Source organism: Sorangium sp. So ce1036 (genome assembly GCF_051369805.1).
Lineage (GTDB): Bacteria > Myxococcota_A > Polyangia > Polyangiales > Polyangiaceae > Sorangium > Sorangium cellulosum_F.
In genome coordinates, this window is the sequence record NZ_JBBMOX010000001.1 from 1,180,001 (window position 1) to 1,204,014 (window position 24,014).

The following is a 24,014-nucleotide window of genomic DNA, read 5'->3' on the forward strand; positions in this document are numbered from 1 at the left end:
GCGGCGAGGGGGCGCCGGGAGTCCGAACTGCCTGGCCCCTGGCGAGGGGGGCGGGGTTGTTCAGGTTGGCCCAGGGAGAGGGTGTTCTCCGCGTGGGGTGGGGACGGGCCGTGTCTGAGCCCAATAGCCCTCACTCCTCCGGCATCGCCGGAGGAGTGAGGGCTCAGGCGAGTTCGGCGGGGCCCCACCCCACGCGGAGAACACCCTCTCCCCGGGCCGGGCAGCCTGGCGAGACCTCCCGCGCAACCCACGACCTCCGTCCGTCCAGCCAGGGATGGCTGCTCGACGCGGGGCGGAAACTGCCGCGCCCAGCCGCTCAACGCGGAGGGGGGGCGCGGCGAGGGCCGTAGCTGCGAAGGACGATGAGCCCCGCCAGGACGACCAAGGCGGTGATCCGCAGCCAGCTCGGGATCTGCTGGACCCAGCCCTCCTCGTGGATCCCCACCACCGCGAGCGCCAGGCCGAGCAGGCCGCCCAGGGCCTCGCCCGCCCGGACCACAGCGGTCGCAGGGGTGCTCGCGAGCACCTCGTGCGAAAGCGCGTGCATGAGGAGACCCGCCACCGTGGCAAGCACCCACGGCTCGATCGCCTCGAACCGCTCCACGTCGACGATCCGCGTCGCGAAGGCGCCCACCACCGTGGCCAACGCGATGCCCGCGAGCGCTACGCTCGTGGCGCGCTTGACGCCCGCCCCCGGCCGCACCTCGAGGACCTGGATGGCCACCACCATGGCGAGCGGCACCGTGTGCGCCGCAAGCGCGAGCACCACAGGCACCGAGAGCAGCCCGACCCGCGCGAGGGACGCGATCGCCGCGCCCTCCCCGAACTGATGCGCGAGCACCGCCGCGTACCCCATCGCGAGCGCCGTCGTCGGCGCGCGGTGGGCACCTTCCTCGCCGAGCACGATGCGCTCCAGCATCGCCGGCGCAAGGAAGCCGGCCGCCGCCGCGATCAGCGCGAGCCAGCCGACCTCGTCGATGGCCTCCGGCAAGAGGTGGAGCAGCGCGATGGAGCCGGCCGCGACGACGGCGAACGTCCGTATCGCGGACATCGCGCTCGCGCTCCGGTGACGGAATACCGCCGCGAAGCCGCCCAGGATGACGGCCAGCGAGAGGAGCGAGACGCCGAGCTCCAGCGACACAGGCGCCCTCCTAGCACGGATCGCCGCACCAGAGGCACCGCACCGCGTATCCGGTAGGGAGCACTACGAACGGGAGCGGCTCTGCCGCGCCATGCGGAGGATCAGGTCGCCCACCAGCGCAGTCCAGCCCGTCTGGTGCGAGGCGCCCAGCCCCGCGCCGGTATCCCCGTGGAAGTACTCGAAGAAGAACAGGCGATCTCGGAACTCGGGATGGCGCTGAAAGAGGACATGCTCGCCGTACACCGGACGGCGCCCCTCCCGATCGCGCTCGAAGATCGAGACCATGCGGCGCGCGATCTCGTGCGCGCCCTCGCGGAGCGTGCGCGGGCCGTGATCGCCGAGCGGCGGGATCGTGAGCACGTCGCCGAAGCCGTGATCGAGCCGCAGCAGCGAGCGGTAGAGCAGATACCCGAGCGGCAACCAGACCGGTCCCCGCCAGTTGGAGTTGCCCCCCTTCATGCGCGTGACCGACTCGCCCGGCTCGTAGCCGACCCGGTACTGCGCGTCGAGGCGATCGAGCCCGAGCGAGACGGGGACGGACGCGTGCTCCTTGGACAGCGAGCGAGGCCCGAACGGCGAGAGGAACTTGTCCTCGTCGAACAGGTGCGCGAGCACCCGCTCGAGGCGCCCAGGCGTCACCGCGGAGAGCACCTGCCGGCCGTCCGGACGCACCGTGATCGCCTCCGCCAGCGCGGGGTTCTTGCCGAGGAACCACTCGGTCCGGCGCCGGAAATTCGCGAGCTTGCCGTAGACCTCCGGCGTGATGACGTGCACCGCGCAGAGCGGGATGAGCCCCACCGCCGAGCGGATCTTGAGGTGTCGGGGCTCCCCGCCGGCGATGAGGATGTCGAAGTAGAAGCCGTCCTCCTCGGACCAGGGCGGGAGGCGACCGTCGGTCGCGTGGTGGAGCGCGTGCGCGATCCGCAAGAAGTGCTCGAAGAACTTGCTGGCCAGGTCCTCGTACGCGGAGTTCTCGAGCGCGAGCTCCAGCGCGATGCGCATGAGATCGAGGCAGTACATCGCCATCCACGCGGTGGCGTCCGCCTGCTCAAGGCGCATCCCGGGCGGGAGCCGCTCGCTGCGATCGAACAGCGAGATGTTGTCGAGGCCGAGGAACCCGCCCTCGAAGACGTTGTTCCCCTCGGCGTCGAGCTTGTTGACCCAGTAGGCGAAGTTGATGAGGAGCTTGTGGAACACCCGCTCCAGGAACACCCGGTCGCCCGCGCCCCGCTGCTTCCGCTCGATCTTGTAGAGCTGGTAGGTCGCCCACGCGTGCACCGGGGGGTTCAGGTCCGAGAACTCCCACTCGTAGGCCGGGAGCTGCCCGTTCGGGTGCTGGTACCACTCCTTGACCATCAGCTTCAGCTGGGCCTTCGCGAGGTCGACGTCGAGCGAGGCCAGCGCGAGCGCGTGGAACGCGAGATCCCAGGCCGCGAACCACGGATACTCCCACTTGTCGGGCATCGAGATCACGTCGGCGACCGAGACGTGCCGCCAGTGATGATTGCGGCCCCGGAGCCGCTCCGGCGGCGGCGTCAGGGCATCGCCGCGGAGCCAGGTGTCGACGTCGTAATGGTAGAACTGCATCGTCCAGAACAGCCCCGCGGCGGCCTGCCGATGGATCGCGCGACGGTCCTCGGAGAGGCCAGGGCCCTGGACCGCGAGGTAGTACTCGTCCGCTTCCCTGCGCCGGGTCGAGAGGAGCTCGTCCGCGCGGTCGAATGGCCGCTGGACCGCCTCGGGGACCAGCCGGAGCAGGATCCGCCTGCTCTCGCCGGGCGGCACCTCGAAGCGGTGCCAGCTCGCGGCCTTGGTGCCGCTCAGCCCGGGGTTCACGCGCGCCCTGTCGCCGTGAACCACCCGGTGATGGAACGCGTCCTTGACGTACGGCGTCCGCGACGGGGTGCCATGGAGCCGCTCGTGGTTCGTCTCGTTGTTGGTGAACAGGAGCTCCGGATTGCCCTCGACGTACAGGTGATGCACGCCGTGCTCGGGGTGCGCCGCGCGCAGCGATGCGTGGCCGGGCTCGGCCTGCATGGCCCGGATCTCCGGGATCGGGCCGGGCGGCTCGCTCCACGACCAGGTGTTGCGGAACCAGAGGTGCGGTAGCACGTGGATCGGCGCCGCCTCGGGGCCGCGGTTCACCACCGTGATGGCCATCAGGATGTCGTTCGGGCTCCGCTTCGCGTACTCGACGACCACGTCGAAGTAACGATCCCCCTCGAACGCGCCGACGTCGGGCAGATCGATCTCTCCCTCGGAGAGGCCGCGCTCGCGCGCGGCGGCGACGAGCTCGTCGTAGGGGAACTTCCGCTGCGGATACCGGTAGAGGTAGCGGAGGTAGCTGGAGGTCGGCGTGGCGTCCTCGTAATAGTAGACCTCCTTGACGTCCTCGCCGTGGTTGCCCTCCGGCCCGGTCAGGCCGAACGCTCGCTCCTTCAGGATCTCGTCCCGCTCGTTCCAGACCGCGACGGCGAGACACAGGATCTGATGCCGATCGCAGAGGCCGCCGAGCCCGTCCTCGTTCCAGCGATAGGCGCGGCTCCGGGCGTGGTCGTGCGGGAAATGCCCCCACGCATCCCCGTTCGCGCTGTAGTCCTCGCGCACCGTCCCCCAGGCCCGCTCCGATAGATACGGGCCCCAGTGCTTCCAGCGGAGGAGGCGCTCGCGCTCCTCCTCGAGGCGGTGGTGCTCGGCGGTCTTCGCGCTGCGGGCAGGGCTCGTCATGCCGGCACGCTAGGCGACTCCCGCGGACGCGTCGAGCCTGCGGCCGGCGGGCCGCCCCGGGTCACTCGGTGCGCTTGATGATGTGGAAACCGAACGGCGTCTCGACGACCTCGCTCACCTCGCCGACCTTCAAGGCGAAGGCGACGTCGGAGAAGCTCTTGACCATCACGCCGCGCTCGAAGACGCCGAGATCCCCGCCGCGCTCCGCCGCCCCCGGCTCGTCGCTGTACTCCGCGACGACCTGCTCGAAGCCCGCGCCGCCGCGGACCTTGAGGAGCGCCTCCTGGGCGCGCGCGCGCGCCTCCTCGCGCGTGCGACGGACGCCCTCGGGCTTGCTCTTCGAGCCGTCGTGCATGACGAGGAGATGCTTCGCGCCGATCTCCTTCGGCTGGCTCGCGATGAGCTCTCGCTCCCGCGCGAGCGCCGCGTCCTCCTCCGCCGCCCGGACCGGCGCGGAGACCGCGAGCCCGCCGCCGACCCAGGACGGCGACGTCGCCAGCGTCCCGCAGGCGGTCGCGCCGAGGAGCGCGAGGAGAGAGCTCGCCCAGAGCGCGTGCCCCAGCACGGCGCGGACTTCATGGCTTCGCATCGGCGCGGAGACTGCCGCGGGAGGACAGCGCCCGCAACCCTTCCCGTCCGCCCGCAGAGCGCGTGGTGGTGGGGCTCCTGGGCGGCTCAGCGGAGCACCATGACCGGCACGAAGGCCCACCCGCCGGCGGCCACGCTCACCCGGACGCGCCGCGTCTCGCCCCGGGCGCTCACGACGAGCTCGTGCGCCCCCGCTGGCACCCGGGCGCGCGCGATGGCGACGCGCGCCGGGAGCGTGGACCAGCCGCGCGTGTCCGGCGTGTCGAGGGCGCTCAGCGTCGCGGTCGTGAGCAAGCCGGCGAGCAGCCCGAGCGGCCCGCTGTCCTCGGCGGCGGCCTCGGTGGCGCCTTGCACGGCCTCGCCCGCCGCGACGCGCGCGATGGTCCTCGTGATCGCCGACAGGATGACGGTGCCCTCGCTCTTCTTCCACGCCGAGCGCACCTGCGCCTCGACGTCGAGGGCCTGCTCCATGGGCTGCGCGCGCCCGTCGAGCCTCAAGGTCGGGATCGCGTAGCGGCCCCTGCTCCGGCCGAGGGTCGGGTAGTTGATCCACGTGACCAGCCCCTTCGCGGCGAGCGCGTTCGCGCGCGCGCGATCCGTGGGGCTGATGTCGTCGGCCACGAGGGAGAGCGCGAGCCCGATGGGCAGGCGCTGCGGCACCTTCTGCGGCACGCGCCCGAAGCCGACGACGACGACGATCTCCGCCTCTCCGGCCTCGCCGAGCGGCGGCGGCGGTTCGACGCCCTCGATCAGCGCGGCGACGCGCGGCGACCTCGGCTCCCCGCGGGTGAGCGCGCGCAGCGGGAGGCGGAGCGAGGGATACGGCCCGTGGCGGAGCGCGTCGTCGTAGTAGAGGAGCGCCTCGTCGGGCTGCCCGCTCTTCTCGAACGCGAAGCCGGCGAGGTAGCTCCCGAGGCCGATGAGCGCCGTCTCCTCCTCGTGATCGCGCAGGTACTTCTGCATGATCGCGAGGCGGCGGGCCTCGACCCTGGCCCCGCCGAGGTCGCGCTGGGCCAGGTAGTTCATCATGTTGATCGTGTTGATCAAGAGCTTCTCGTACGCAGGGGCCTTGTACGGACCCACGTCGTCCGAGAAGAGGTATTTCCCGAGCTCGTCGGCGGCCCCGCGGGACATGTCGAGCAGGTCGATCGACTTGTCCGCCGCCCCGAAATCGCGCGCGGACAGCCTGTAGCGATCCATGCTGAGGAGGACGTTGCCGCGATCGAGCAGGAGGAGCGCGTTGTCTCCCCGGAGCGCCGGGAGATCGGCCGCGGTCTCGACCTCCATCTGCTCGTTCAGCGCGGCGATCGCCTCGGCGGGCGCCCCGCGATCGAGCGCGTGGAGCGCGGTGCGCACCCGATCCTCGTGGCCGCCGCAGGCCGCCTGGGCGAGGCCGAGGAGCAGCGCGAGGGGCGCCAGGACCGCGCGCCCTCGTCTCCCCGAGCCCGCGCGCCGAGAGCGCATCACTCCTGGATGAGCGCCTTGGTGAAGGCCGCTCGGTTCTGCCAGACCACCGCGCTCGTGGCGACCTCGATCAGCTGCATGAACATGAAGTACTGGACGCGGCGCTCGTCCGCGGTGCGCTCGTCGGAGGTGAAGACCTTGCCGGTGATGTAGTACTTCGCGCCGAGCTGGCGGTTGTACTCGGCGATGTGGCTCGGGTCGAACCCGCCGCCGTGCTGCTTCTCGATCTCCGCGATCATCTGCTGCTGGCGCTCGACGCTCACCACGGTGACGAGGCCCGTGTTGACCATGTACGTCTCGATATCGGACAGGAGCGCCTGCAGCTGGCTGTCGATGTGCTCGCTCGTCTGGTTCGCCAGGGGATAGATGGCGAGCGTGGGCCGGGAGCCCTCCTGCGCCCACTCCTTGGCGACGGGAGAGGCCATCAGTGATTTCAGGTTCTCGTGGAGGAGCTGCTCGATGTCGTGCTTGTCGATTCCCGTGCTCATCGCCGCGTCATCGAGCCCCTCGACCTGGCTGCCGCGCACGTAGGTGGGGCCGCAGCCGAGGGACATCGAGGTGAGCGCGAGCGCCGCGAGCAACGCGGCCGGACGGATGCTGGACGAACTGGCCATGGACACTCCGCAAGGTCAGGATGGCCGCATCCTAGCAGGGAGGGGCTGCGTCGCAGCGGGGATCAGGCGGAAATCGTGCTCCGCGCCGCGCCCTTCGCGCGCTGCGGTGATGCGGAGTCCCGGCTCCGCTTCCGCGCGAGCAGCGCGAGCAGCGCGAGCGCGGACGCCGCTCCGCCGTCGCCGGGGGCGGAGGCGACCGCGGGGCCGTGCGCGCACGAGAGCCAGCGCTCGTCGACGGGCCTGTGGGCCGGCAGCCGCTCCGCCCAGTCGGACGCGGTGGCCCACCACGGGACATCGTAATCGCCAGCCTCGGCGGCGCGCCTCGCCTCGGTGACGAGCCAGTCGCGGTGGGCGATCAGCCCTCCGTAGATGGGATCGGCGCAGCCGGCCGGCCCGCGCGACGTCACGCCGATGATCCTCCCGGCCAGGTCGAGCGCCGGTCCGCCGGAGTCGCCGCTGCAGATGCCGCTCTCCCCGCGCCACTCGCTCCCCGTGATGCGCTCCTGCCGGCCGCATCCGTATCCCACGCACTCGATGCGGAGCCCGTCGCGGCGCCTGCGGGCGCCGCCGTCGCGCGCCCTGCCCTCCGTGTCGCCGAAGCCCACCGCCGAGTAGACCTCGCTCACCTCGGGCGGCCGGCCGAGGCGAGGCGCGAGGGGCGTCACCTCGCTCGCGCGGAGCGGCGAGGACAGCACGACCAGCGCGAGATCGCGCCCGCACACCGCGTTGCCGTCGGGCGGGCTGAGCACCGCGCGCGCCGAGAGCCAGGGCGCGTCCGCCGCCCACAGGGCGCTGCCGAGCGTCGCGAAGACCTGCGAGGCGTCGACCGGCTCGCCGAACGTCGCCGTCTTGCAGGCGATGAGCTTCGGGGCGTCCGCGATGCAGTGCTGCGCCGTGAGGACCAGGTTCGGCGCGATCAGCGCGCTCGAGCAGGTCCGCGCGACCCGCCCCCTCCGATCCGTGATGAGCAGGCCGGCGACCGCGCGATCTTCCTCGTCGGGATATCCTCCCTTGATCTCCAGCGCGGCCGCGTCGGTGTCCTCTCGGCGCGGGCCGGGCTCGTCGGGATATCCTCCCTTGATCTCCAGCGCGGCCGCGTCGGTGTCCTCTCGGCGCGGGCCGGGCTCCTCGGCATATCCGGCGCACCCGGCCAGCGTGGCGGCTGCGATGAGACATCCGGCGAGGGGGCTCCACGCGGTGTTGTTCCGACACACGGCCACACGCCGTTGCACGGCACCTGCCAGCCCGCGCTGTGCATCACCACGCTCCTCGAAGAAGGAAGAAAATCGCCTCCGAGGAGCTTCCGTTCGCGACGTCCTCGCGCCGCTGGCGCGCGTTCTCGCACGGCAGCGCCCGTGGCGTTAGCCGACCACGATGTTCACGATTTTCCCCGCCACGTAGATGAACTTCTTCACCTGCTTGCCCGCGGAGAGGGCGGCCACGCTCTCCAGGGCCAGCGCGGCGGCGCGGGCCTCGTCCTCCGAGGCCGCCTTCGCCAGCGTCACGCGGCCGCGGACCTTGCCGTTCACCTGCACGGGGATCTCCAGGACATCGTCGACGCAGAGCGCCTCGTCGTACGTGGGCCACGGCTCGTAGCTCAGCGAGCGCTCGTGTCCCGTGAGCCGCCACAGCTCCTCGGCGAGGTGCGGCGCGAACGGCGACACGAGGAGGATCAGCCGGTGGACCGCCTCGCGCGGCGGCGAGGGCAGCGAGCTCAGGTGGTTCAAGAAGACCATCATCGCGGAGATCGCCGTGTTGAACGCCATCGCCTCGATGTCGCCGGTCACCTTCTTGATCGTCCTGTGGAGCTGCCGGCTCGTCGCGTCGTCCATCGACTCCGAGAGCGGCCGCGTGCACGTCGCGAAGAGGCGATCCCGGAACCGGACCACCCCCTGGATCTGCCCTGACTGCCAGGGCTTCACCGCCTCGAGCGGGCCCATGAACATCTCGTAGAGCCGCAGCACGTCGGCGCCGTAGGCCCTCACGATGTCGTCGGGGTTGATGACGTTGCCCCGCGACTTCGACATCTTCTCGTTGTCCTCGCCGAGGATCATCCCCTGATGCACGAGCTTCACGAACGGCTCGGGGTGCTTCACGTGGCCGAGGTCGTAGAGCACCTTGTGCCAGAAGCGCGCGTAGAGCAGGTGCAGCACGCCGTGCTCCGCGCCGCCGACGTAGAGGTCGACGGGCATCCACGCGTCGTAAGCGGCCTCCGAGAACGGCTCCGCGTCGTTCTGCGGATCGAGGAAGCGCAGGTAGTACCAGCACGACCCCGCCCACTGCGGCATCGTGTTCGTCTCGCGCGCATACCACTTGCCGTCCTTCTGGAAGAACCGCCAGTCCACCGCGCGCGCCAGCGGGCCGGCCGGGTCCTCGCCGGGGCGGAAGTCGGCGAGCGGCGGCAGCTCCAGCGGCAGGCTGGCGTCGTCCACCGCGATCGGCTGGTCGTAGCGGATCGTGTGCGCGTCGCCCTTCCTGGGATCGCCGTCGGGAGCGGCCATCTCCACGGGGAAATAGATGGGGATCGGCTCGCCCCAGTAGCGCTGGCGCGAGAAGACCCAGTCGCGCAGCTTGTAGTTCACCTCGCGCCTGCCCCGGCCGAGCGCCGTGAGGCGGTCGACGACCGCGCGCTTGCACTCCTCCGTCCTGAGCCCGTCGAACTCGCCGCTGCGGACCGCGACGCCGGGATCGACGTAGGCCGCTGCGAGGCCGTCGTGCAGCGCGCCGTCGGGGCTCACGACCTCGACGATGGGCAGCCCGTAGGCGCGGGCGAAGGCGAAGTCGCGCTCGTCGTGCCCGGGCACCGCCATCACGGCGCCGGTGCCGTAGCCGCCGAGCACGTAGTCGGCGACCCAGATCGGCACCTCCGCGCCCGTGATCGGGTGCACGGCGACGAGGCCCGTGTCGACGCCGGTCTTCTCCTTCGCGGCGGCGGTGAGCCGCTCGCGATCGCTCTTGCTCGCCGCCGCGGCGACATAGGCGCGCACCGCCTCGCGCCGCGCCTCGGACGTGCTGCCCTCGGTGGACGTGATCCAGCTCGTGAGCGGGTGCTCGGGCGCGAGCACGACGTAGGTGACGCCCATCAGCGTGTCGGGCCGCGTCGTGAACACGCTCACGGCGCCCTGGCCCCACCCCTTGACCTCGAACGTGATGAGCGCCCCCTCCGAGCGGCCGATCCAGGCGCGCTGCATCGCGACCGTCCCCTCGGGCCAGTCGACCAGGCGGAGATCGTCCGCCAGGCGGTCGGCGTAGGCGGTGATGCGGAGCATCCACTGCCGGAGCGGCGTCCGGTAGACGGGGTGCGAGCCGCGCTCGCTCTTGCCGTCGACCACCTCCTCGTTCGCGAGGACGGTGCCGAGCGCCGGGCACCAGTTGACGCTCACCTCGTCCTGGTACGCGAGGCCCTTCTTGAACAGCTGGAGGAAGATCCACTGCGTCCAGCGCACGTAGCGCGGATCGGTCGTGGCGATCTCGCGCGACCAGTCGTAGCTGAAGCCCAGCATCTTGAGCTGGCGCTTGAACGTCGCGATGTTCCGCGCCGTCGTGTCGGCCGGGTGCGTGCCGGTCTCGATCGCGTGCTGCTCGGCCGGCAGGCCGAAGGCGTCCCAGCCCATCACGTGCAGCACGTCGATGCCGCGCATGCGGAAGTAGCGCGACATGATGTCGGTCGCCGTGTACCCCTCGGGGTGGCCGACGTGCAGCCCCGCGCCCGAGGGGTAGGGGAACATGTCGAGCACGTAGCGCTTCTCACGGGCGGCGCCCGCGCTGCGGACGGCGCGGAAGAGCTCGCCCTCCTCCCACGCGCGCTGCCAGCGCGGTTCGACCTCGGCATGGTCGTAGCGCGCGGGCTCGCGCGGCTCGTTGGAGGGAGCTTCGGTGGCGGTGCGGGGGCCCATCGTCTCGGCGGCCATATCGCGACGTGCCATAGCACTGTGCTGCCGCGGTCGACAGCCGCCCCGCGGCGGCAGAAGACCGCGTCCGGCCGGAGCGCCGCCCCGCCCGCGGTCTGCGCCCGCCGTGCAGAGAGTTCCGGGCAAGCGTGGACAGCGCCTCGGCGCGGGCTCTGCCGTCCGATGCTCCCGCGCCCTCGCGACGCCCGCGCGCGCCCCGCGGCTCCTCTGCCACGCCGCACGGCGGGGCGTGCTCGCCGCCGCGCGGTGCGGCGCCGGCGTGGCGGAGCCTCGCAGGACGGGGCGACGCCTCAGAAGAATGGCCGCGTGCCGAGACTTGGGGGTAGATTGAACGCGCTGCTCCGCTTCAGTGTGGGGCGGAGGGTCCGCGTCGGCGGGCACCTTCGAGGCGCGCGGATGACCGACAAACACGTTCCATGGGGAGCCCACGAGAGCGATAGCGCGGCGCAGTCAGGCCGACCGCTCTCGTCTGCGCACGGCTCGGGGATCCCGTTCCGCCCGCTGCCCGTACCGCCGCTGACCGCGCCCGGAGCGCTGCTCCCGCTCTCGGCGCAGTACGCGCTGTGCCCCCGCCTCCAGCAGCACGGCTCGCCCGCGCTCGCTGCGCCCGCGCCGCCTGCGCCCGCCGCGCCGGCGCCGCCGGTGCCCGCGTTCGCGCCGCCCTCTGCGCCGGCGATGCCTGGGCCGGCTCCCTCCGGGGCAGCCTTCTCCGGGTACGGCCCGCCGCCGGGGACCCCGATGCCCGCGCAGCGTCCCCCGGCGGTCGTCTCGGCGCGCGGAGGGACCCTTCCTCCCGGGATGGTCTCGCAGCAGGACGTGCTCTCGGCCAGCGGCGTTTACTCCTCGAACGCGCTCCCGTTCGTGCCGGCGCCGCCGTCGGAGCGAGCGCCTTCGAGCCAGATGGCCTTCCTCCCGGCGCCGACCACGGAGCGCATGGGCGCGAACGCGGTGCAGCCGCCTCCCCAGGTGGCGCCGCAAGGGTTCGCGAGCCCTGGGTTCGGCGCTGCCGGCGGGACGACCCCGCCGGATCCGGCGCGCTCGCCCATCCCTTCGCTCGCCGGCGTGCCGGCGCCGGCCGTGCCGCCGGCCGTGCCGGCGCCGCCCGGGCCGCCGGCCGCCGCCGCACCCCCGCTTGCTCTCTCCATGAGCGGCGTGGCGGCGCCCGGCGCGCCGCCCGTGCCGCCGGCCGCCGCCGCACCCCCGCCCGCTCTCTCCATGAGCGGCGTGGCGGCGCCCGGCGCGCCGCCCGCGGCCGGCGGCTGGGACGGCGCGGCGGCCGAGAGCCCGTGGGCCACCACCTCGGCGCGCCTCGAGATGCCGGCGCTCCCGTCGGCCCTCGCGCCGGAGCGCGGGGAGCCGTCCAGGCCGGCCGCCCCCGCGGCGGCGCGACGCGAGGCGCCGCCGCGAGAGGGGGGCGGCAGGACGCTCGTGCTCGTGCTCAGCGTGATCCTGGCGGTCGCGCTGCTCTCGCTCATCGGCATCTCGGTGTGGCAAAGCATGCGCGGCCGCGGGCCCATCTCGATCGACTACACCGAGCCGCCCCCGACGACGCCCGAGATCGAGCCCGCGCCGCCCGCGACCGTGACGGCGGCCCCCCGCGCCACCGCCGCGCCCCGGCCCGCCGTCCGCCAGCGGCCGAAGAGCGACGACATCTACGAGGAGGCCGAGCGGGAGATCAACCGACGCTGAGCCCGCGCGGAGGGCGCGAGGCCCGGGCGATTCGTTGGCCCTGCGCCCCGTTCCGTGCTGGTGATCGCCCGCCATGGCGACGCCGATCCCGCAGAACCTCGCCCCCTTCACCCTCGACGAGCTGGCGCGCGCGACCGGCGGGCGCGTGCTGAGGACCGGGCCGGCCGTGCGGGGCGTCTCGACCGACAGCCGCACGATCGCGCCCGGCGCGGCGTTCGTCGCGCTCTCCGGCGAGCGCTTCGACGGCCATCGGTTCCTCGACGCCGCCGCGCAGCGCGGGGCGTCGGCGTTCGTCGTCTCGCGGGAGGGCGCCCTGCCGCCCGCGGGGGGCGTGGTGCTCGTCGAGGACGGGCTCGCGGCGCTCGGGGCGCTGGCCAGGGCGCACCGCGACCGCTGGCGCGCCGCCGCCCACCCGGGCGGGCCGCGGGCGATCGTCGCCATCGGCGGCTCCGCCGGCAAGACGACGACGACGCGCGCCGTCGCAGCGCTGCTCGCGGGCGCGGGCCGCGGCGACGTCCACGCGACCGCGGGCAACCTCAACAACGCCGTCGGGCTGCCGATGACGCTGCTCGGGCTCGAGGACCGCCACCGCTTCGCCGTCGTCGAGATCGGCACGAACCAGCGCGGCGAGGTCGCGTCCCTCGCGCGGATCGCAGGGCCGGACCTCGCGGTGCTGACCTCCATCGGCGTCGAGCACACCGAGGGGCTGGGCACGCTCGAGGACGTCGCCGCCGAGGAGGGAGATCTCTACGCCGCGCTGCCGCCCGGGGGCGTCGCGCTCGGCAACGGCGACGACGCGATGGTGGTCGAGCAGCTCGCGCGCGCCGGCCGCGCGCGCCGGATCACCTACGGCTTCGGCGAGCGCGCAGAGGTCCGGATCGCGGGGCGGCGACCGGCCGGGGGGCGCGGCAGCTCGGCGCGGATCGAGCGGGGAGGCGAGGCGCTGGAGCTCGTCGTGCCGCTGCTCGGCGAGGCGGGCGCGCTGGCGGTGGCGGCGGCGATCGCCGTGACCGACGCGGCGCTCGGGGAGCGGCTCCCCGCCGAGCGTGTGGCCCGTGCCGTCGCGGGGCTCGCCCCGCCGGGGGACGGGCGCCTCTCCGTCCTCGAGCTGCCGGGCGGCGCCGTGGTCATCGACGACAGCTACAACGCCAACCCGCTCTCGATGCGATCGTCGCTCAAGACGGCCGTCGAGATGGCGGGGGCGCTCCGGAGGCGGCTCGTCCTGCTGCTCGGCGAGATGCGGGAGCTCGGCGCGCTCGCGGCGGCGGAGCACGACGCGCTCGGGGAGCAGGTCGGGGCGGCCCGCCCGGCAGCGGTGATCGCCGTCGGCGGCGAGGCGGCGCGGATCGCGCGCGCCGCCGAGGCGGCCGGCGTGCGGGCGTGGTTCGCCGACGACGCGGACACCGCCGCGGCCCGGGCGCTGGAGATCGTCGAGGGCGGCGATCTGGTGCTCGTGAAGGGCTCGCGCGGGCTCAGGATGGAGCGGATCGTGGATGCGCTCGTGAGGCGCGGCGCAGAGGGCGCTCGCCCGCCGTCGACGTGAGCGCGTCCGCCTGTCGGTCGCGCGCGTCCTTCGATCGCCCGCGCCGCGCCGCGGTCACACGCCGAGCGCGGCCCGCGCCTCGGCGACGGGCCGGCCGATCCACAGCTTCGCCTCCTCGTTGCTGCAGAGCGACCGCGTGAGCATGCGATCGACGTAGAGCGTGCCGCGCAGGTGATCGACCTCGTGCTGGAGGATCCGGGCAGGCCAGCCGGTCGCCTCCCAGCGGACCTCCTCGCCGTCCGCGTCGAGGCCGCTCACCTCGACCGACAGATCCCGCTCGACCAGCGCCATGTAGCCCGGGACGCTCAGACAGCCCTCGAAGAACGTCGCTCGCCCTGCGCCCGGCGCGTCCGGGGGCGACGCGCCGAGGACCCTCAAGGTCGGGTTGATGATCACCTTGAGCGGGAAGGGCACGCGGCCCCGCTCGGCGCGCTCGGCCGGCGTGAGGCGGGACATCAGCGCCTCGCTGTCCTCGAGCACGATCACCTGCCGGCTGACGCCGATCTGCGGCGCCGCGAGGCCCACGCCGGGCGCCTTGCGCATGACGGCGACCATCGTGGAGACGAGGCGCTTGAGCTGCTTCGTCCCGAACTCCTCGGGCGGGACGGGCGCGGCGGGCTTCCGCAGGACGGCTCGGCCTGCGAGGACGATCGGGGGGAGCTCCATGCGGGCGGGATGGACCGGCGCCCTCGCGAGCGCAAGCGCAGCCGCCCCGGCGAGCGCGGCTACCTCGGGCGCGCGGCCCGCGTCGATGCCCTCGCGGCGAGGCGGGCGCGAGGGTAGAGGAGCGGCGCCGGGCTCGGCCCGGCCCCGCCATGGCAGCGCCCTCCTCGCCCTCGCCGGCCCGCGCAGGCTCCCCGCGCCGGCCGCTCCGCCTCCTCGTCGCGCTCGTCCTCGCGGCGCTGACGCTCGCGGCCTTCGCCGCGGTGACGCTGCGGCTCACGCTCGAGCCGAACGTCGCCTCGCTGCTCCCCGAGCGCGGGGACGCCGCGGCGCTGCGCCGGTATGTGCGCGGGTTCGGCGGCGGCGACCTCGGCGTCGTCATGGTCAAGGGGGACGACCCCGACGAGAACGCCGCCGTGGCCGCCGAGATCGCGCGCGCCCTCGCGGCGCGCCCGACCGTGCAGCGCGCCGCGGACCGGATCGACGCCTCGCGCGCGCTCGATCCGTGGCTCGCGTTCCGGCACGCGGACGCGCGCGTGCGCGAGCGGCTCAGCGCGGCGCTCTCGCCCGAGGGGATGCGGGAGCGGCTCGCCGAGACGCGCGCCATGCTGCTCGCGCCGGGCGGCGGCGCCGCCGCCGAGGCGATCGCCGCGGATCCGCTGCGGCTCGCGCAGCTCGTCTTCGAGTCCGCGGACATCGGCTCCGGGGTGCGCACCCAGGCGGACGGCGCCTTCGCCACGGACGACGGCAAGGTGCACCTCGTCCTGGTGCAGCCGGCGGGGCAGGCGCTCCGCGGCGCCGACGCGCGCGCCTTCGTCGCCGACGCGAACGCCGTGCTCGACCCGATCCGCGCGGCGCACCCGGAGATCACGCTCGGGCTCACCGGCGGGCACGCCATCGCCGCGGCCACCGAGGAGATGCTCACGCGCGACCTCGCCGTCTCGGGGTCGCTCTCGATGCTGCTGGCCTCCGCCGTCTTCGCGCTGCTCTTCCGCCGCCTGCGCGCGCTCGCCGCGGTGATGCCGCCGCTCCTGCTCGGGACCGTGTGGACCGCGGGGCTCGCCACGACGCTCCCGGGCGGGCTCAGCGCGATCGCGGTCGCGTTCATGTCGGTCGTCGTCGGCGTCGGCGTCGACACCGGCGTCCACGTCTACGCCGCCCTGCTCGAGGCGCGGCGAGACGGCCTCGATCCGGAGGCGGCGGCGCGCGCCGCGAGGGCGAGGACCTCCCGCGCGGTGCTCGTCGCCGCGCTCACCGCGGCCGCGGCGTTCGGGGCCCTCGCGCTGTCGGACATCAACGCGCTCCGGCAGCTCGGCCTCCTGTGCGCCGCGGGCGAGGTGCTCACGGCGATCGCGATCCTCCTCGTGACGCCGACCCTCGGCGCCTGGCTCGAGCGGGGCGCGCCGCCCCCCGAGGCGCCGGCGCGCTGGCCCGGGGGCCTCTACCGGCTCACCCGGACCCGAGGCCGCGCGCTCGCGGTCGCGGCGCTGGCGGCGGCGCCCATCGCGGCCGTCGCCCTCGGCGCCGCGCCGCCGCTCGCCGAGTCCGTCGTCGCCATCAGGCCCGCCGCGCTCGAGCCTCTCCAGGTGCAGCAGGCGATCTTCGACGCGTTCGGCGGGCGGCGCGGCCAGTGGGTGGTCCTGCTCGCGGACGGCGACCAGGAGCGCGCCCGGGCGCGGGCCGACCGGATCGCGGAGCGGCTCGCCTCGATGAAGGCCGACGTGGAGGCGGTCGACGCGCTCACCGCGCTCGCGCCCGCCCCCTCGACCCAGGCCGAGCGGTTCGCCGCGCGCGACGCGCTCGACCTGCCCGGGAGGGCCGACGAGCTCGAGCGGGCGCTCCGCGACACGGGCTTCGCCCCCGAGCGCTTCAGGGCGGTGCTCGACGGCATGCGCGCGCCGCCGCGGCAAGAGGTGGCGCTCTCCGACCTGGAGCGCGGCCCCGCGGCCATCCTGCTCTCGCGCTACCTCGGCGCGGACGCGGGCGAGGCGCTCGTCGCGGTGTACGTGCGACCCCGCGAGGCCGGCTCGGTCGAGCGGATCGAGCGCGCGATCCGCGAGGAGGATCCGCGGGCCATGCTCACCGGCTACAGCCGGCTCGAGGGGTCGCTCCGCGAGACGCTCGCGCACGACATGCCGCGGATCGGGCTCGCCGCGGGGCTGCTCGTCCTGCTCGCGCTCGCGGCCTCCCTGCGGAGCGCGCGCGACATCGCGCTGGCCGCGCTCGTGGTGGCCTCGGAGATCTCGCTCGTCCTCCTGCTGATCCGGGTGTTCGACATCCCCTTGCACGCGTACGACGCGCTCGTCATCCCGGTCCTGCTCGGGATCACCGTGGACGAGGGGATGTTCCTGCTCCACCGCGCCCGCGACATCGAGGCGGAGGGCGGCGGCGACGCGGTGATCCGCGAGACGCTGCGCCGCGAGGGGCCGCCGATCGCCGCCACGGCGCTGACCACGGCCGCCGGCTTCGCCGCGCTCGCGTTCTGCGACTTCGACGGCCTCCGCGATCTCGGCCGGGTCGGGGCGCTCGGCAGCGCGGTCGGCCTCGCCGTCGCGCTCCTCGTCGTGCCGGCAGGGCTGCGGCTCTGGCCTCGACCCCGCCGCCGCGCGTAACATCTCGGCGTTGCTGCCCCGGCGCCTCCTCCTCCTCCTCGCCCTCCTCGCGCTCGCGCGCCCTGCCGTCGCGCAGCCATCGCGGCCGCCTGCCGCCACGCCGCCGCGCCCGCCCGCCGCTGCGCCGCGCGCGCCGGCGCCGCCCGCCCCGCGTCCGCTGCGCCCGGCCATCGCCCGCGTCGTGGACGAGCTCGCGCGCTCCCTCGACGGCGCGACCGGCCGCGCGCTCGTGGCCGCCGCCCCGCTCGTCTCCGACGCGCCGGCGCCGCGCGGCGCCCAGCTCACCGCCGCGCTGGCCGCCCACCTCGCGGGCAAGCTCGGCGCGGGCGCGCGGCCGCAGCGGGACCCGCTCGCGCTGCCGCTCGCGCGCGAGGCCGCGCGCAGCGAGGGGGCGCTCGTCCACCTCGCCGTCGAGATCGCGGCGGGGCGGCTGCGCGTCACCGCCGACGTGTACCCGGTGCCCGGCACCGTCTGGGCGCGCCTCCGCGATCCGGAGCCGGGGCCGATCGCCCACGCTTACGCCGAGGCGCCCCTCGACGCGGAGATCCGCAGCTTCCTCGCGCCGATCCCGCTCGTCGCCGCGAAGGTCGACCGCGCCAGGAACTTCGAGGGCGACGTGGTCGCGCTCGCGTGCGGCGATCTGGACGCCGACGGCTCGCTCGAGCTCCTCAGCGTGAGCCGCCGGCGCGTGACGACGCTGCGCCTCCGCGGCGGCCGCGTCGCGCCGCTCCAGTCGCGCGCCTGGCCGGACATCGTCGGCGTGCACCCGTCGCCGCTGCGCGAGCCGATCGCGTTCGCCACGCTCGTCGAGCGCGAGCAGGGCGGCGAGCTCCTGCCCCCGTTCGCCGACGTGGGGCTGACCGATCGGGCGCGCAGCGTCCGCTTCGACGGCGCGCTCCAGCCCGTCGCCGAGCTCCCCGGGCTCGCGGTCCCGGACGGCGGGGGCTCCGCGTGCACCACGGCCTGGGGGCCGCTCCTCACCGGCCCGCTCGGGCCGTGCGCCCCCGCGGATCCCCGGCCGGCGACGCCGGCGCTGCGCGGCCGCTACGACGCGCTCGCGTCGGCGCGGCTGCTGTCGCCGCGGGGCGAGCCGTTCACCGTCTGGGCCACGCGCGAGCGCGGCGAGGTCGAGCTCCGCGACAGCGCGGGCCGCCGCAGGGTCGTGGGCAACGCCGGGGCGCAGCTCGCCCTGGGCGATCTCGATCAGGACGGGGAGCCCGAGCTGCTCGCCAGCCTCGACGTGCTGAACCCGCTCGAGGACGCCGTCGTGGTCTGGTCGTGGCGGCGCCGCCAGGGCGCCCCGGATCGCGCGGCGCCCGAGGAGGTCCTGCGCCTGCCGGCGCCGGCGGGCGTGCGCGCCCTCGCGGTGTGTCCGCCCGACGGGGCAGGGCGCGCCCCGTTCGCCGTGGCGACGGCCGACGAGATCTGGGTGGTGCGGTGAGCCGCTCGCTCCCGCGCCGGGCGTTCCTCGGCGGCGCCGGCGCCCTGCTCGGCGCCGCGGCTCTCCCCGCGCCTGCCCACGCGATGGGGCGCACCCCGCTCGGCGGCCGCCTCTCGATGCATCTCCCGTGGCCGACGAGCTCGCTCGACCCGCACGATCTCGGCGATCCGGCCGCGGCCCTGTTCGCGTCGGCGATCGCCGACAGCCTCTACGGGGCCGACGCGGCCGGGAACCCCTATCCGACGCTGGCGGCCGCGCTCCCGTCCCGCGAGGGGGACGCTGCGGTCGTGCGCCTGCGCGAGGGGCTGCGCACCGCCCGCATGGCCAGGCTCGACGGCCGCGACATCGTGAGCTCCGTCGAGCGCGCCCGCGCGCGCGGCGCCGCCGCGGTGCTCGCCGAGGTCCCGAGGCCCCGGCGGCACCCGAAGGATCCGCTCGCCGCCGTGTTCCCGCGCGCGGACCCCGCCCGCGTGGCGCGCGCGCTCGCGTCGCCCATGGTCGCGCTCCTGCCGCGCGGCTTCGACCCTGCGGCGCCGGACGGCACCGGCGCCTTCAGGGCCGACGTCGGCCCGCGGCAGCTCACGCTGACGCGCAACGACGTCGCCGCGCGCGGCCCGGCCTTCCTCGACGTCATCGAGGTGGTCCGCTCCGGCGATCTGACGACCTCGCTCCGCGCGTTCGAGGCCGAGCGCGACGATCTCGGCTGGCTCGGCGCCGGGCTGCACACGAGCCGGCGCGGCGCCGTCCGCTTCGACCTGGGCGTCGCGGGCTGGATTGTGCTCGTCACGGGCCCCGAGGCCGGGCTCTTCGGTCAGCCCGGGGTCGCGCAGCGGCTCGTCGACGCGTTGCCGCCCGAGCGTCTCGCGCACCTCGGCCTGGCCGCTCTGCCGAGGGGGCACGGCGATCCCGCGTGGGGCGGTCCTCCGGCGGAGCTGCTCGTCGATGAGACGGCCGCGCACCTCGTCGAGGTCGCCGAGGCGATCGCGCCGATCCTCTCGCGCCCTGGGCACGAGGTCACGCCCGCCCCCGTCCCGCGCGCCGAGCTCGGGCGCCGCCGCGCCCGCGGCAAGGCGACGCTCGCGATCGAGCTGGTGCGTCCGCTCGGCCCGGGGCCGCTGAGCGCGCTGCTCGCGCTCGCGACGGCGGACAACCGGGCCCGCGCGCTCGACCTTGCCCGCCACCCACCGCGGCTCGGGCCGAACGCGGCGCCGCGCTCGCTCACCGCGACGCTCCGCGTCGGGGTGGTCGCCGAGGTGCGGATCGCGGGCGCCGTGATGCCAAACGTCGCGCTCGCGCGCGCAATCCACGGCGAGGGCTGGGATCTCGGCGCCACGTTCCGTCGTCCCGCCAGGCACTGACACCGTCCGACGTGTAACCGGACGCGACCACGCCGCTGCTGTTCGGGACGCGCGAGCGGGCTGCGCGATGGTCGGAGCGCTCTGCGAGCGCTTGCGCGGGGGGGCCATTCGGTTACTATCGGCTGGTCACGAACGTCACTGGCACTCGACACGACGCTTCTCTTCTCGGGGATCGCGGATTGATCGCGGACTGGACGACGCAACGTGTGGCGCATCGGGGGCTCCTCCCCAGCGCCGCCCTCCCTCGATCCCCCACGGCTCCATCGGGGCGGCAGGGCATGGTTCGGCACCGAAGGTGACGCATCTCGCAGAGCCGTGAAGTGAATCAGTGTCATGGGTACTCGCCTCTACGTTGGTAATCTCCCCTTCTCCGCCACCAAGGCCTCCGTGCAGGCAGCGTTCGCCCAGAGCGGCGAGGTGACGGATGTACACATCGTGACCGACCGCGAGAGCGGGCAGTCGCGGGGTTTCGGGTTCGTCACGATGGGCACGCCTGAGCAGGCCCAGCAGGCGATCGAGCAGATGAACGGCGCGCTCATGGACGGCCGCCCGCTTCGCGTGAACGAGGCGGAGGAGCGTGTCCAGCGCGGCGGTGGTGGCGGCGGCGGCGGTTACGGCGGCGGCGGTTACGGCGGCGGCGGCGGCGGCGGCGGCGGTCGTGGCGGCTACGGTGGCGGCGGCGGCGGCCGTGGCGGCGGCCGTGGCGGTCGCGGCGGCCGCGGCGGCGATCGGTACTGAGCCGAACGCCCTCATCTCACGGCGGCGCCTCTCCTCGGGGCGCCGCCGTTTTCGTTGGTGCGCTGTCTCGTCCGACAGCGCCAGGCGCTCGGTCGACGCCTCGGCCTCATGGGCCGCCGCCGCCACGCGGCCGGGCGCCGGGGCGCGGCGCACGCTCTTCCCGACCACCATCGCGATCCGCGCCGAGGCCAGAGAGCCGAGCAGGGCGGAGAGCTTGCTCCTGTGCTCCGCCGGCGTCAGAGACCGGCGCGCTGGACGCCCCTCGCGCACGGGGAGCGGCAGCTCACAGCCGATGCCACCTGCTCCGGATACCAAGCCATCGCCGCGGGCGATCTCTCTCTATTACTTCGGCATCTTCGTCATGCTGGGCGTGTACCTGCCGCTCTTCCCGAGCTGGCTGGAAGCGCGCGGGGTCCGCGGGCTCGCGATGGGCGCGATCGCGGCGACGCTCCCCGCGATGGGCCTCGTCGCCCCGCCGGTGTTCGGCTTCTTCGCCGACTCGCTCGGCGTGCGGGTATGGCTGATCCGCGCGGCCTGCGCCGGCGCGTGCGCGGTGTTCTCGCTGCTCGCGCTCGCGTCCGCGCTGGGCTACCCGCTCGGCTTCGCCTGGCTCTTCGCCGCGGCGCTCGCGTTCTCGTTCTTTCGATCGCCGATGTTCACGATGGCCGACGTGGTCGCGCTGGAGACGTCGCAGCGCTCCGGGATCGCCTACGGCAGGCTCAGGCTCTGGGGATCGCTCAGCTTCGCGCTGACGGCCATCCTCGCCGGGGCCCTCGTCGATCCGGCGCGGCCCCTGGCGTTCCCCGCCACGATCGCCTCCGCGCTGCTCTTCGCGTTCCTCCTCTCGTGGGCGCTGCCCGCGCACGGCGAGGCGCCCTCCTCTCGGCTCGGCCGGAGCCGCCGCGCGGAAGCGAAGGGCGACGAGGGCGCCGCGCGGGCGCCGGCCGCCGCGGGCTCCGTGCGGCAGCGCGCCCGCGCCCTCCTGAAGAGCCACGACTTCCGCCTGTTCCTCGCCGCGTCGTTCCTGGCCCAGAGCGCGAACTCCTCCTACGATCTCTGCTACACGCTGCACCTGCGCGACGTCGGCTTCCCCGAGTCGCTCGTCGGGATCGCGTGGGCCGTGGGGGTCGCGGGCGAGATCGCGCTCATGGCGTCCTCCGGCCCGCTGCTCAGGCGGTTCGGGCCGCCCGCGCTGCTCGCCTTCGCCTTCGCGGGCGCCTCGCTCCGCTGGGCGCTGCTCTCGACCGTGCGCTTCTGGCCCGCGCTGCTCGCCCTCCAGCCGCTCCACGCCGTCTCTTTCGCGATGATGTGGATCGCCTCCCTCGCCTACACGAAGGAGCGCGCTCCCCCCCAGATCCTCGCCACCGCCCAGGGGCTCTTCTCGGCGAGCGCCGGCGCAGGATCCGTCATCGGCATGCTCACGTGGGGCGAGCTTTACAAGCGCGGAGGCGGCACCCTCACCTTCGGTGTCGCCTCGATCACGGCATTGCTGGCGTTCGTCCTGGCCATCACGTTCGCGCGATCGGCCCGGCGCCCGCTGTCAGGGAGCGCAGTTTTTTCAGCAGGCTCCCAGTAGCCGGGAGTAACGTTATCCCTTCCGCTGCACGCGTGGGCGCGCGCGCGGGCATTACCTGAACGAGGCGAGCATGTGCGGGATCGTCGGATACGTTGGCGCAAACAGGGCGGCGCCGATCATCGTCGAAGGGCTGCGGAAGCTGGAGTATCGCGGGTACGACTCGGCGGGCATCGCCATTCATGACGGCAAGGGCATCGAGATCGTCCGGACGCTCGGCAAGCTGATCAAGCTCAGCGAGGCGCTCGAGAAGCGGACCCTCGACGGCACGACCGGGATCGGCCACACGCGGTGGGCGACGCACGGCCGCCCGAGCGAGGTGAACGCGCACCCGCACTCCGCGGGGCCGGTGGCCGTCGTGCACAACGGCATCATCGAGAACCACGTGGCCATCCGGCAGCAGCTGGAGAGCCAGGGCGTCAAGTTCCTCTCCGACACCGACACCGAGATCGTCGCGCACCTCGTCCACCGCGAGCTCCAGAAGGGCGCGAGGTCGCTCTTCGAGGCGGTGCGCGGCGCGCTCCGGCAGGTCCAGGGCGCGTACGCGATCGCGGTCGTCTCGCGCGACGAGCCCGACGTGATCGTCGTCGCCCGGTACGGCTCGCCGCTCGTCATCGGCGCCGGCGAGGGCGAGATGCTCTGCGGCAGCGACATCCCCGCGCTGCTCTCGCACACCCGCGACATGATCTTCCTGGAGGACGGCGACATCGCCGAGCTCCGCGCGGGCGGCGTGCGCATCGAGACGGTGGCCTCCAGCGAGAAGGTCGAGCGGCGCGTCAAGCGCATCGACTGGAGCCCCGTCCAGGCCGAGCGCGGCGGCTACAAGCACTTCATGCTGAAGGAGATCCACGAGCAGCCCGACGTCGTCGAGGCGACGCTGCGCGGCCGGATCGATCTCGCCGCCGGCGACGTGCACGCGACCGAGATCGGCGTCACGCCCGAGTTCGCGCGGGAGCTGCGCCGGGTCTACATCGTCGCGTGCGGCACGAGCCACCACGCCGGCATCGCCGGGCGCTACTGGATCGAGCAGCTCGCCAGGGTCCCCACCGTGGTGGAGCTCGCGAGCGAGGTGCGCTATCGCGAGCCGATCTTCTTCCCCGACGACCTCGTGATCGCCATCAGCCAGTCGGGCGAGACGGCCGACACGATCGCCGCGCTCAAGGCGGCGAAGGCGCAGGGCGCCAAGGTGCTCGCGCTCTGCAACGTGCTCGACAGCGCGATCCCGCGCCTCTCCGACGGCGCGCTCTACACGCACGCGGGCCCCGAGATCGGCGTCGCCTCGACCAAGGCCTTCACGACGCAGCTCGCCGCGCTGCTCCTCCTGTCGGTCTACCTCGGCCGCCGCCGCGAGTCGCTGTCGCAGGAGCGCGGGCGCGAGATCCTCCAGGCGCTCTGGGAGATCCCGAGCCACATGCGCGAGGTGCTCGGCGACGCCGACTACGTGCACGCCATCGCGAAGCGCCTCGTCCACGCGAAGGACGTGCTCTTCCTCGGCCGCGGCCTCGGCTTCCCCATCGCGCTCGAGGGCGCGCTCAAGCTCAAGGAGATCTCCTACGCTCACGCGGAGGGCTACGCGGCCGGCGAGATGAAGCACGGCCCGATCGCCCTCATCGACGAGAACCTCCCGGTGATCGTCGTCTGCCCGCGCGACGCGCACTACGACAAGACCTTCTCCAACCTGCAGGAGGTCCGCGCGCGCGAGGGGCAGGTCGTCGCGATCGCCACGAAGGGCGACGAGTCGATCCTGGAGATCGCGCAGCACCACGTCTGGATCCCCAGGGTGCTGGACGAGGTGGGGCCGCTGCTCACCGTGCTCCCGCTCCAGCTCATCGCCTATTATGTCGCCAACCTGAAGGGCAACGACGTCGACCAGCCGCGCAACCTCGCGAAGACGGTCACCGTCGAGTAGCGGCTCCCCTCCCGCGCGCGACCACCACGCGCGGCTATGCTGC

At 74.2% G+C, this 24,014-nt stretch carries 16 protein-coding genes; 8 read left to right on the forward strand and 8 right to left on the reverse strand.

Going from position 1 to position 24,014, the window contains the following annotated elements; genetic code table 11:
- Positions 1–316: 316 nt before the first annotated feature.
- The 7 genes from WMF31_RS04280 to leuS all read right to left on the reverse strand — a co-directional run bounded on the left by WMF31_RS04280 (position 317) and on the right by leuS (position 10,460).
- Positions 317–1,141: a hypothetical protein gene (locus WMF31_RS04280; protein ID WP_436600707.1), complete on the reverse strand. Its 825-nt coding sequence runs from the start codon at positions 1,139–1,141 to the stop codon at positions 317–319.
- 63 nt (positions 1,142–1,204) lie between these two features.
- Positions 1,205–3,868 (reverse strand): MGH1-like glycoside hydrolase domain-containing protein, encoded by a 2,664-nt coding sequence (locus WMF31_RS04285; RefSeq protein WP_436600708.1) that lies wholly within the window; start codon positions 3,866–3,868, stop codon positions 1,205–1,207.
- A 61-nt stretch (positions 3,869–3,929) separates the two neighbouring features.
- Positions 3,930–4,457, reverse strand: a complete 528-nt coding sequence (locus tag WMF31_RS04290) for a peptidylprolyl isomerase (protein ID WP_436600709.1) — start codon at positions 4,455–4,457, stop codon at positions 3,930–3,932.
- Between the two features lie 86 nt (positions 4,458–4,543).
- Positions 4,544–5,920, reverse strand: a complete 1,377-nt coding sequence (locus tag WMF31_RS04295) for a hypothetical protein (protein WP_436600710.1) — start codon at positions 5,918–5,920, stop codon at positions 4,544–4,546.
- The gene (locus WMF31_RS04300; protein WP_436600711.1) at positions 5,920–6,534 is read right to left on the reverse strand and encodes a penicillin-binding protein activator LpoB; all 615 of its coding nucleotides are present in this window, start codon (positions 6,532–6,534) and stop codon (positions 5,920–5,922) included. The genes WMF31_RS04295 and WMF31_RS04300 overlap by 1 nt, the downstream gene beginning before the upstream one ends.
- Before the next feature lie 62 nt (positions 6,535–6,596).
- Positions 6,597–7,766 (reverse strand): trypsin-like serine protease, encoded by a 1,170-nt coding sequence (locus WMF31_RS04305; protein ID WP_436600712.1) that lies wholly within the window; start codon positions 7,764–7,766, stop codon positions 6,597–6,599.
- Between the two features lie 129 nt (positions 7,767–7,895).
- The gene (gene leuS, locus WMF31_RS04310) at positions 7,896–10,460 is read right to left on the reverse strand and encodes a leucine--tRNA ligase (RefSeq protein WP_436600713.1); all 2,565 of its coding nucleotides are present in this window, start codon (positions 10,458–10,460) and stop codon (positions 7,896–7,898) included.
- A gap of 381 nt (positions 10,461–10,841) precedes the next feature.
- On the opposite strand from leuS, the gene WMF31_RS04315 reads away from it, so the two are divergent.
- Positions 10,842–12,134, forward strand: a complete 1,293-nt coding sequence (locus tag WMF31_RS04315; protein ID WP_436600714.1) for a hypothetical protein — start codon at positions 10,842–10,844, stop codon at positions 12,132–12,134.
- A gap of 73 nt (positions 12,135–12,207) precedes the next feature.
- Positions 12,208–13,677, forward strand: a complete 1,470-nt coding sequence (locus WMF31_RS04320; protein WP_436600715.1) for a UDP-N-acetylmuramoyl-tripeptide--D-alanyl-D-alanine ligase — start codon at positions 12,208–12,210, stop codon at positions 13,675–13,677.
- A 54-nt stretch (positions 13,678–13,731) separates the two neighbouring features.
- Here WMF31_RS04320 and WMF31_RS04325 read toward each other — a convergent pair whose 3' ends face one another.
- Complete coding sequence (locus WMF31_RS04325) at positions 13,732–14,343, reverse strand: peptide deformylase (protein ID WP_436600716.1); 612 nt, start codon at positions 14,341–14,343, stop codon at positions 13,732–13,734.
- Between the two features lie 149 nt (positions 14,344–14,492).
- On the opposite strand from WMF31_RS04325, the gene WMF31_RS04330 reads away from it, so the two are divergent.
- The 6 genes from WMF31_RS04330 (at position 14,493) to glmS (ending at position 23,971) form a co-directional block, all read left to right on the forward strand.
- Positions 14,493–16,952, forward strand: coding sequence for an MMPL family transporter (locus WMF31_RS04330; protein WP_436600717.1), 2,460 nt, complete (start codon positions 14,493–14,495; stop codon positions 16,950–16,952).
- Positions 16,953–16,962: 10 nt separating this feature from the next.
- Positions 16,963–18,393 carry a hypothetical protein gene (locus WMF31_RS04335; protein ID WP_436600718.1) on the forward strand — a complete coding sequence of 477 codons (1,431 nt, stop codon included), beginning with the start codon at positions 16,963–16,965 and terminating at the stop codon, positions 18,391–18,393.
- On the forward strand, positions 18,390–19,751 hold the full coding sequence (locus tag WMF31_RS04340) for a hypothetical protein (protein ID WP_436600719.1): 1,362 nt from the start codon (positions 18,390–18,392) through the stop codon (positions 19,749–19,751). Before WMF31_RS04335 ends, WMF31_RS04340 begins: the two co-directional genes overlap by 4 nt.
- A 333-nt stretch (positions 19,752–20,084) precedes the next feature.
- On the forward strand, positions 20,085–20,489 hold the full coding sequence (locus WMF31_RS04345) for an RNA recognition motif domain-containing protein (protein WP_436600720.1): 405 nt from the start codon (positions 20,085–20,087) through the stop codon (positions 20,487–20,489).
- A 292-nt stretch (positions 20,490–20,781) separates the two neighbouring features.
- Positions 20,782–22,065, forward strand: coding sequence for an MFS transporter (locus WMF31_RS04350; RefSeq protein WP_436600721.1), 1,284 nt, complete (start codon positions 20,782–20,784; stop codon positions 22,063–22,065).
- A 70-nt stretch (positions 22,066–22,135) separates the two neighbouring features.
- Positions 22,136–23,971, forward strand: coding sequence for a glutamine--fructose-6-phosphate transaminase (isomerizing) (gene glmS, locus WMF31_RS04355; protein WP_129353429.1), 1,836 nt, complete (start codon positions 22,136–22,138; stop codon positions 23,969–23,971).
- Positions 23,972–24,014: the final 43 nt, after the last annotated feature.